This window comes from Acinetobacter sp. Root1280, from assembly GCF_001425285.1.
GTDB classification, from domain to species: domain Bacteria; phylum Pseudomonadota; class Gammaproteobacteria; order Pseudomonadales; family Moraxellaceae; genus Acinetobacter; species Acinetobacter guillouiae.
Genome location: NZ_LMED01000013.1, coordinates 65,457 through 75,583 on the forward strand (window position 1 = coordinate 65,457; position 10,127 = coordinate 75,583).

Here is a 10,127-nt window from a genome sequence, read left to right on the forward strand (position 1 = left end):
GATCTGTCCAAGGGGAATGGATATGAATCAAGCTAAAGAAAATGAAATTGTGCAGTGGAAGCAATCTATTCAAAAGGTTTGTGGTGATTTTGAAACGACCTTTGATAAACAAAATAATTTATTTATTGGTGAAGTAAAGTTCTTCCTATTGGGTGAGACAGAGGTTGCTTTTATAAAAAGTAATGCCAGTCATATTTGCAGAAAAAGTGGTATGCCTGATCGAGTGAAAGATCGTTTCTGTTTTTTGGTAATTCAGTACACAGGCAAGATGCGGATTGTTTATAAAGAGCAAAATATTGATTTAAATGAAGGAGAGATTACCTTACTTGATCCTGATGAAACGATTGATATGTATCCACAAGGTTTATTTAGTCATGTTTCAGTGCATTTATCGCGTGAGAAATTATTCAAGCAAGGCATTACAGTTGATCATTTTGGCAAATTAAACACTTCCAATATGAGTGGGCATTTGCTGAAAGGTATGTTGCAAAATCTATCACCTGAAAATATTGAACTTTGGTATGCAAAAGAGGATGGCAATGCTTTTGAAGATGCCTTGATTGCTTTAATCAAACCGACAATTAACTATAAAAATATTGAAATTTCCAGTCATCTCAAAATAAAAGCAGAGCGATTTATTTTTGAACATCTCAATCAGCAAAGTTTAAATGCACAAATGATCGCAAATCACTTAGGGATTTCACTTCGGCATTTACACCGATTATTTGAACATCAACAGCAATCTGTACACAAGTTTATTCAAATGCATCGTATCGAAAAAATTCAGTATGAATTAAAAGATGGCAAAAATAAAAGTCTGTCGATTACTGAAATTGCTTTGAAGTGGGGATTTGGTGACAGTGCTCATTTCTCAAAATTATTCCGTAAGATGATCGGGCTTTCACCGAAACAATATCGCTTAAAAGTGTAGTCGATGAATTTTTAGATCTGCTGTCAATGTCACAATTTTGCATAAATTGAGTCACGTTTAAACAAGAACATCCGCTGTAATCATGATGAAATCTTATTCAAGGAATTGGATGAGTAGGCAAGCATGATGCAAGCAGAATATGACTATATTATTATTGGGGCAGGGTCGGCAGGCTGTGTGGTCGCAGCACGATTGTTACAAGCAAATGCAGGACGAGTGCTGGTTTTAGAGGCGGGGACGAAGGACAATAGTATGTTCCATACGATCCCTGCAACAGTGATCAAAGTATTTCAACAAAAATCATGGCCGTATATGACGGTTCCACAAAAACATTGTAATCATCGTGAAATGATTCTTGCACAAGGAAAAGTCCTTGGCGGAGGGAGCTCTGTCAATGGCATGGTGTACTGTCGTGGACAACGTCAGGATTATGATCTATGGGCATCTGAATGGGGCTGCAACAATTGGTCTTATCAAAAGGTGCTTCCATTTTTTAAAAAAGCTGAAAAAAATGAAAGCCTTGCGGATGAGTATCACGGACAAGAGGGTATTTTGCCTGTCAGTGAAAATCGTTATCGTCATCCTTTAACACTTGCCTGTATTCAAGCAGGTCAGCAAATGGGGATGAAATATGTCAATGATCTCAATGGATGGGATCAAGCGGGTGTCGGCTTTTATCAAACCACAACCCTGCATGGTGAAAGAGCCAGCACTGCAAAGACCTATTTAAAAGCGGTTGAACATCTTGCAGATATTACTGTGGTGACCGATGCACTGGTTCATAAAATCGAAACACATGCTGGTCGGGCGACAGGTGTAACCTATAGCATTGCTGGAAAACCCACTGTTACTGTGCACGCAAGCAAAGAAATTATTGTCAGTGCGGGTGCAATTGGTAGTCCAAAAGTTTTATTACTCTCAGGTATTGGTCCAAAACAGCATTTAAATGAACTGGGCATTGAATGTATTCAAGACTTACCTGTGGGTGAGAATTTTCATGATCATTTACATATGTCAGTGAATGCAACTGTTAAAACCAAGAATAGCTTGCTTGGGGAAGATCAAGGTTTAAAAGCACTACGGCACTTTTTACAATGGCGCTTTACCCGTTCTGGTTTATTAACGTCTAATATTTTAGAAGGCGGTGGCTTTATTGATACCAATAACCATGGCCGACCTGATGTACAGTTCCATTTCTTGCCAGTACTGGATAATTTTGATAATACGCCAGGTGAAAAAGCAGTGGCACAAGAACATGGTCTCACCATTAAGGTTGGACATGTACAACCCAAAGCACGAGGCAGTTTACGTTTAAGCAGTAAAGACCCAAATGCTTTGCCGATCATTGATCCAAACTATTTAGGTCATCAAGAAGATATTGATGCCAATATTCGCGCGGTTCAGGCAGGGCTGCGTTTACTACAACAGCCTGCATTAAAATCTATAGTCAAAGATATTATTGAACCAGCAAATATCGATCCCGATGACATTGCTGCGATTGATCTGTGGATGCGTCAAAATATTAAAACGGTCTACCATCCCGCAGGCAGCTGTAAAATGGGCAATTCTTCACAAGACTCCGTTACTGACCAAACCCTTAAAGTGTATGGTTTTCAAAATTTACGCGTGATTGACTGTTCCATTTGCCCACAAGTACCAAGTGGAAATACCAACGCCATTGCCATCATGATTGGTGAGCGCGGTGCTGACTTTATTCTAAATGCATAACTAAATCTCATAGAGATTGCTGAACCTAAATTGCCAAGATTTCTATATAGAACACAGGATAACAAGATGAACCAAGTACAAATTTTAGCGAGTGTCCAAACTTTTTTGCAACGTCAACACGGTCATTTTATTCATGGCCAACATATTGAAGTCGATAAAACGCGTACTCGAATTGAGCTGATTAACCCAGCAACGGAACAGCCTGTTTCAAGTATTACGATTGGGACTAAATCCGATGTTGAGGCCGCTGTAAACAGTGCGCAAGATGCTTTTCTACATGCTTGGGCCAATACATCACCTTATGAGCGTGGGCAAAAGCTGAATAAGCTTGCTGATCTGGTTGAACAGCATGCGGAGGAATTAGCACAACTAGAAACTTTGACTACAGGCAAGTTGATTAATCTTTCTCGACACTTAGAAGTTGCTCAGACTGTCGTGTTTTTAAGATATTTTGCTGGTTGGGCCACCAAGATTCATGGTCAAACCATGCAACCTTCTATTCCCTCAGCCAATGGTGAAAAATATACAGCTTATACAGTGCGTCAACCTGTTGGGGTTGTGGCAGGAATCGTGCCGTGGAATTTTTCCTTGATGATCGGATGTTGGAAGATTGGTTCGGCATTGACAACGGGTTGTACAATCGTGCTTAAACCTAGTGAGTTCACAACACTTTCATTATTACGTTTAGCCGAGCTTGCAATAGAAGCAGGCATCCCCGCAGGTGTGATTAATATTGTCACAGGCACAGGAGAAACTGGCCAATATTTAATTGACTCTAAAAAGATTAAAAAAGTCTCATTTACAGGTTCTGTACCCACAGGAATTGCGATTGGCAAACAAGCGATGCATAACGATTTAACCCGTGTCAGCTTAGAACTAGGCGGAAAAAATGCAGCTGCGATTTTAGCGGATACTCAAATCGATGAAATTTTACCAACACTTTTACAAGCCAGTTTTGTCCATCAAGGTCAAGTGTGTGCAGCACCAGAACGTTTTTTTGTGCATCGCTCTAAATATGAAGAGTTTATTCAAAAAGCAGCCGCAGCTCTTCAGCAATTTAAAATAGGTTCACCACTGGATGAATCCTCTATATTTGGTCCACTTTCAAATAAACCACATTTTGAGAAGGTTAAACATTATCTGGATATTGCTCATCAAAATAATCAAATCATTTGTGGTGGTAAAGTCATTGCAGGAACAGGCTATTTTGTAGAGCCAACTTTATTAACAGTGCGGGGTATTGATGATCCATTATTTATTGAGGAAACATTTGGACCTGTGGTGGATGTGATTGCTTTTGAAAGTGATGAAGAGTTAATTTCAATGATGAATCATTCTCGTTTTGGTTTAACTGCAAGTATATGGACCAATGATTTGGCGAAAGCTTTGCGACTCATTCCGCAAATTGAAGCAGGCTCAGTCTGGGTGAATATGCACACATTCCTTGATCCTGCCGTTCCTTTTGGTGGTGTCAAAGCGTCTGGTCTGGGTCGTGAATTTTCAGACGCATTTATTGAGGATTACACTGAATTAAAGTCAGTGATGATCCGTTATTAAAAATGCATAATGCTATTTAAAACAGGCAAATCCAGTTAGAAAAAGGTAGCAGCATCAATTGCTACCTGTAGGAGGATTTTGCCTCAACAATAAGGATATTGAAGATGAATAAGAAAATACTGGGTCTGATTTTTATTACGCATACAAGTTTTGCCAGTGATCTGCCAACTGTGAATTTAGGTCTATCGAGTTTTGTAGACGGTGCAGTTCCAGCAGGTAGTGGTTGGTATGCACAAACCTATTTTCAGAATTATCGCGCGGATAGTATTCGCGATACACATGGCAACAAAATCGCACTCCCTCAGTCAGAGATTGATTATCAATCGATTGTTCAGCAAATCAGTTATATGTCAGATATCAAATTGGGCAGTGGTAATCTTGGCTTAAATATGGTGATTCCTGTGCTGGCACATGTAGATGTGGATGATGGCCTCAATAATCAAGCCATTAAAGCAAATAGGGGACTGGGCGACATTATTATCGGCCCTTTTATCCAATTTGATCCAGTGATGGGGCGAGACGGGCCTAAGTTTTCCCATCGTTTTGAATTTCAAATCAATTTACCTACAGGTGAATATGATCATAATAAGGATATAAACCCTGGTGCCAATGCAGTGTCACTTGATCCATACTGGGCTGCAACCTATTGGCTGAATCCCAAATGGACACTTTCGACACGCTTACACTATCTTTATAACTTTAAGAATAATGATCCAAATTATAGTTTTGGGAATGCTGAAGACATACAGGCTGGGCAAGCATTACATGCCAACTTTGAAAGTAGTTATGCAGTCACACCACAGCTTCGGTTAGGAATAAATGGATATTGGCTCAATCAAATCACAGATACACAGGTGGATGGTGAAAATGTCAAAGGACGACGTGAACAGGTCTGGGCGATCGGTCCAGGGGCGATGTATAGTTTTTCTCCCCATGACCATCTTGTTGCAAATGCTTATTTTGAACAAGATGCAGAAAATCGACCACAAGGGACCAGTATGATTTTTCGGTATGTACATCATTTTCAGAAATGATGGATTTGATAAGCTTTAAAACCGAAACAGCCCAATATATCTATATATTGGGCTGTTTCGAGTAAAATTTAATAAGTTAAAGTCATACTTTGTTGTGTTGCTTGATCAATTTGCTTTTGGCTTACCGCATCATCCTTACATTGATAGTTTTCAAATAATGGGAGTTGATCGGCAAAGTGTGCATCGGTCTTTCCATTGCGATGAATAAATCCACTTTGACCAGGTGCAAGAATTGAACACATGCTGACGTGATTGGGATTGAGTACCACTCTAAAGGTTGCACTCCCTGTATTCCCATAGGTGCTCAGCTGTTGTTGATGCGCCTGATCAGCCCATGGAATACCCACTGAGTTTTTGTTGGAGAATCCCATTGTGGCAACAGGAATTTTCCAATCATTGGGTTGGTCTGAATGATATTGTTTTGAAAGCTGAATTAAGGTGTTTTCCAAGGCAGTTAACACCACATCATCTGCTGATTGTCCTTTTAAGAAATCAACGGTTTGAGCAACACTGGCTTGTTTGCCTTGCAGCGCATTCCAGATCAGTTTAGATGCATTGGCCGGTTGTGTACTTCGTGGGTCATTATTTACTGGGTAAAGGGTATCTGTGTAACGGGCATAAATATTTTCAGATAGATTCGGTTTAAGCACCAATTCAATCATTTGATTGAGCCATGTACGCATAATGACAGGTGCTGCGCCTTGATAGAATTTAGCCTCACTGTCAGGACGAAGTTTGAAGTCCCAACCCGCCAATATTGGGGCAACTTTCTTTGCCAGAGGTGATGCGTTCGGGCTTTGCGCAGCTTTGACCATATAGGGAATAAAATAACGCGCATTCAGATCCGACCAAGCGCCCATTTTATTGATATCCCAAATGTCTTGTTGGCTTAATTTTGCTTTACTTTCTAGGGGTTCAATCAGTTCATTGACACGGTCAACATGAGAGAAGTTGGAGGAATCGGAACGTAAATCCGCATAAGCTTTATTGTTCCAACTGCTAATATAGCCTTTTTCAGGGTTATAGGCTTTGGGATTATGTGAGAAATCATAGAAACCCTGCCATTCCATTGAGCCATCACCTTGAGCAGGCAGTTGAATATGCTGGTTTTCAGGGCGGATCGGTAAACGACCCAATGCAGCGACACCAATATTATTTTGGGTATCGGCATAAAACCACGTAATCGAAGCCGCGACACGTTTGGCTTGATCTAGGAATTCTTGCCAGTTGCTCGCTTTTGCAGCATTGGCCCAGCCCAATAAAGTTTCAATCTCTACACCTTCCCAGCTACGTTTTTGTGCATAGGCGGTATGATTTTTTTCATCCCATGTGCTGACAAAGCCTTGTTTACTTTGATACACATCTAAAACGTGGTCTGGTTGATTATGGACTTTAATTTTGATCTGTTGATGTTCAAAGGGAATATAACTGCCTTGATAACGATACTGTTTTGGATTACTCGGATTTAAGCTGAGTTGATAGACGTCATTGGTATCAAGCGAACCGACAGTTGAACCCCAAGCAATTTTTCCATTGGTTCCAAATAGAATTGCAGGTAGACCGACAGGGGTAATTCCTGTGAGATTATAGCCCGCACCATGTAACCCAACCGCATAAGTAATGGCAGGCGTGTACCAGCCTTGTTGAGGGCCATTATATAAAACCGTTTGGCCTTCTACCGTTTTATCTCCTTTGACCACCCAGGCATTACTGGCTGTAGGGACGCCATCAACCACACTTTTACCCAATGCTATACGTGCTTGAGCTAAATAGTTTTTGGCTGCTTGGTCTGAGATAGGCGCTATACCTTTTAACATGTGTTGCTGACGTGCTGAAACTTGTGGTTTTGCTTTAGATTGAATAATTGTAGGAGCACTCGGATCATCTAACCAACGTAATTGCTGATAAACTTTTAATCCTGTTTCTGGACCTTTTTCTTTTTGTAGTTGAGTCAGTAAATCTAAATTTGAGACTTCTGAACTGGCTGAAAAAAAGCGATTGAGAATTAAGCCCACCCAGACCATTGCGATATCTTCTTGCTGCCATGTCGATGGTTTAAAGTCATAATCAATAAATTCTTTAGGCAACAGCTCCGGATAGGCTAAGACCTCTTGGACACGCTTATTAAAACCAGCGGCATAGCCATCGAAAATGGCACGATCTTCAGGAGAAAGTCGGGCAATTTGTTGTTTAATCTGTTCAGGATTAAAACGACTATGGGTTGCAATATCATATTGTAGATAATCAGGGCCGAGAACTTCAGCAACAGTGCCTAAACCTGTACGTTTTGACATTTCCATTTGAAATAAACGATCAGTTGCGACTGCATAAGCATAGCCATAAAAAAGACCATAAGTATCCTTGGCATAGACATGCGGTGTGCCAAAATTGTCACGTTGAATCGTGACCTGTTTTTGCACTGGGTTTGATTCTAAACGAGGGGATGAACTACATCCTGCAAGCAATAAACAACTTAAAACACCTAATTTGATTAAGTGGTGTTTATCGCTCAGTTGATTATTTGAGGGGCTTTTTTTCAATTGAAATATCCTTTTCATTATTGTTGAGAAATAGAGTGTTGGGAAATAAATGCTTTTAGATGTTTTCTAAAAACAGCAGATTTATCGATATGCAGGTCCTGATTAAATAAAATGATTGTTATTTTTATATGTAATTTTCTATTACTTTGTAGGTATATATTTATACTTTTAAATAAATAGACTTAATTTTATTTCATCATTTTATTTTAAATATGCTTTATCAAGTCTTGGTGAAATGCCAAAAAATAAAGGGATATGTTCTATCCCTTTATGCTGTTTCAAAAATTAAGTGTCAAAGTTCAGTCGCAAAAATTGCTGAGAGAAATTTTTCAAGTGCAGCATTGAATGTTTCAGAACATTCAATATTTGAAATATGCGATGCTTGAATTTCCACAAGTTGGGATTGCGGAATGTGCTGTTGCATAAATTGCCCATCTGCAACTGTAGTTACAGGGTCTTGCGTTCCTGCAATGACCAAAACTGGAATTGTGATGTCTTTGAGTTGATTGCGGACATCCGCTTTAGCCAAAGCCTCACAACAATTGGCATAACCTATTGCGCTGCCAGCACTTAAGTCGTTACACAGATTATTGACAATTGCAGGATGACTTTGGATAAAGGGATCTGTAAACCAACGTGATGCAGCGGTTGCTGCGATGCTGGTTAAACCTTGTTCTCGGACAAGTTGGGCACGATCTAGCCATGCTTGTTCTTGTCCAATTTTTGCTGCGGTATTACTGATAACAACAGCATTAAATCGTTGTGGATAATGGATGGCTAACCATTGACCTGTTAACCCCCCCATAGAAATGCCACAGAAACTGGCTTTTTCAATATTTAAATGATCCAGTAATCGAATCACATCTTCAGCCAATTGGGGCAAGGTATAAGGACCTTGTGGCGCAGATGAAGAACCATGTCCACGGGTGTCATAGCAAATGACAAAAAAACGTTCTTTAAAATAATTGAACTGCTTTTGCCACATGCCATAGTTGGTCCCTAAGGAATTTGAAAAGACCAGTGCAGGGGAGTTAGGGTTTCCAAAACTTTGATAATTAATCTGTGCATCCGCTGATTGAAAAGTTGGCATTGCTCGTTCCTTAATTTTGATCAACACGTTGAATAATGAGCGCGATACCTTGACCCACTCCAATACACATTGAACATAGGGCATATTTACCTTTGATCTGTTCAAGTTGATTTAAGGCAGTGGTCACCAGTCTGGCACCTGATGCACCCAAAGGATGACCTAAAGCAATCGCGCCACCATTGGGATTGACGCGTGCATCATCATCTGCCAAACCTAAATCACGGGTTACCGCCAAAGCTTGGGCAGCAAAAGCTTCATTCAGTTCAATCACATCCATTTGCGCTAAACTAAGATCAGCTTGTTTAAGCAGTTTCTTGATTGCAGGCGCGGGTGCAAAGCCCATAATTCTTGGTTCAACACCCACCGTGGTTGCTGCAATAATTTTGCCACGTGGTTTTAATTGGTATTTTTCTACAGCTTCATCTGAGGCGATCAATAACGCCGCTGCACCATCATTAATTCCAGANGGTTGCTGCAATAATTTTGCCACGTGGTTTTAATTGGTATTTTTCTACAGCTTCATCTGAGGCGATCAATAACGCCGCTGCACCATCATTAATTCCAGAGGCATTACCCGCCGTGACCGTACCATCAGCTTTGACCACACCTTTAAGTTTTGTCAGTGCAGCTAAAGTGGTTGATGCACGTGGATGTTCATCAGTATCCACAAGCACAGCATCGCCTTTACGCTGTGGAATAGTGACGGGCACAATCTCATTTTGGAAAAAGCCTTGAGCTTGTGCTGCCGCAGTACGTTGTTGGCTATTCAGCGCAAATTGATCTTGATCCGCACGGTTAATATTGAATTGTTCTGCCACGTTTTCAGCGGTTTGTGGCATGCTGTCCACACCATACAATTCTTTAAGTTTTGGATTGATAAAGCGCCAGCCCATGGTGGTGTCTTCAATCTTTTGACTACGTCCAAAAGCACTGTCCGACTTACCCATCACATAGGGCGCACGGCTCATGCTTTCTACACCACCGGCAATGATTAAATCTGCTTCATTGGCTTTAATGGCGCGAGCTGCCATGGCAATCGCATCCAGTGATGATCCACATAGACGGTTCACAGTGGTTGCTGGCACTTGGTATGGCACACCCGCCAATAATGCTGACATACGTCCGACATTACGATTGTCTTCACCGGCTTGATTGGCACAGCCATAAATCACATCATCGACTTGCTGCCAATCTACCGTTGGATTACGTTGTATCAATGCTTGAATTGGAATTGCACCGAGGTCATC

Annotated in this window: 6 protein-coding genes and 2 pseudogenes; 4 read left to right on the forward strand and 4 right to left on the reverse strand. The window is 40.7% G+C overall.

Going from position 1 to position 10,127, the window contains the following annotated elements; genetic code table 11:
- Positions 1-22: 22 nt before the first annotated feature.
- From feaR to ASC84_RS13220, 4 genes are all read left to right on the forward strand, one after another.
- On the forward strand, positions 23-931 hold the full coding sequence (feaR, locus tag ASC84_RS13205; RefSeq protein WP_056515418.1) for a transcriptional regulator FeaR: 909 nt from the start codon (positions 23-25) through the stop codon (positions 929-931).
- A gap of 126 nt (positions 932-1,057) precedes the next feature.
- Positions 1,058-2,659 carry a GMC family oxidoreductase gene (locus ASC84_RS13210; protein ID WP_056515447.1) on the forward strand — a complete coding sequence of 534 codons (1,602 nt, stop codon included), beginning with the start codon at positions 1,058-1,060 and terminating at the stop codon, positions 2,657-2,659.
- A 66-nt stretch (positions 2,660-2,725) separates the two neighbouring features.
- Complete coding sequence (locus ASC84_RS13215; protein ID WP_056515421.1) at positions 2,726-4,216, forward strand: aldehyde dehydrogenase family protein; 1,491 nt, start codon at positions 2,726-2,728, stop codon at positions 4,214-4,216.
- Between the two features lie 104 nt (positions 4,217-4,320).
- Complete coding sequence (locus ASC84_RS13220) at positions 4,321-5,250, forward strand: transporter (RefSeq protein WP_056515424.1); 930 nt, start codon at positions 4,321-4,323, stop codon at positions 5,248-5,250.
- A gap of 68 nt (positions 5,251-5,318) precedes the next feature.
- Here the strand turns inward: ASC84_RS13220 and ASC84_RS13225 are convergent, their stop codons facing one another.
- The 4 genes and pseudogenes from ASC84_RS13225 to ASC84_RS23300 all read right to left on the reverse strand — a co-directional run.
- Positions 5,319-7,808 (reverse strand): penicillin acylase family protein, encoded by a 2,490-nt coding sequence (locus tag ASC84_RS13225; RefSeq protein WP_056515427.1) that lies wholly within the window; start codon positions 7,806-7,808, stop codon positions 5,319-5,321.
- A gap of 274 nt (positions 7,809-8,082) precedes the next feature.
- Positions 8,083-8,880 (reverse strand): 3-oxoadipate enol-lactonase, encoded by a 798-nt coding sequence (gene pcaD, locus ASC84_RS13230; protein WP_056515430.1) that lies wholly within the window; start codon positions 8,878-8,880, stop codon positions 8,083-8,085.
- Between the two features lie 10 nt (positions 8,881-8,890).
- A pseudogene (locus ASC84_RS23295) lies at positions 8,891-9,346 on the reverse strand (acetyl-CoA C-acyltransferase); the annotation flags it as partial.
- A 1-nt stretch (position 9,347) separates the two neighbouring features.
- A pseudogene (locus tag ASC84_RS23300) lies at positions 9,348-10,127 on the reverse strand (acetyl-CoA C-acyltransferase); the annotation flags it as partial.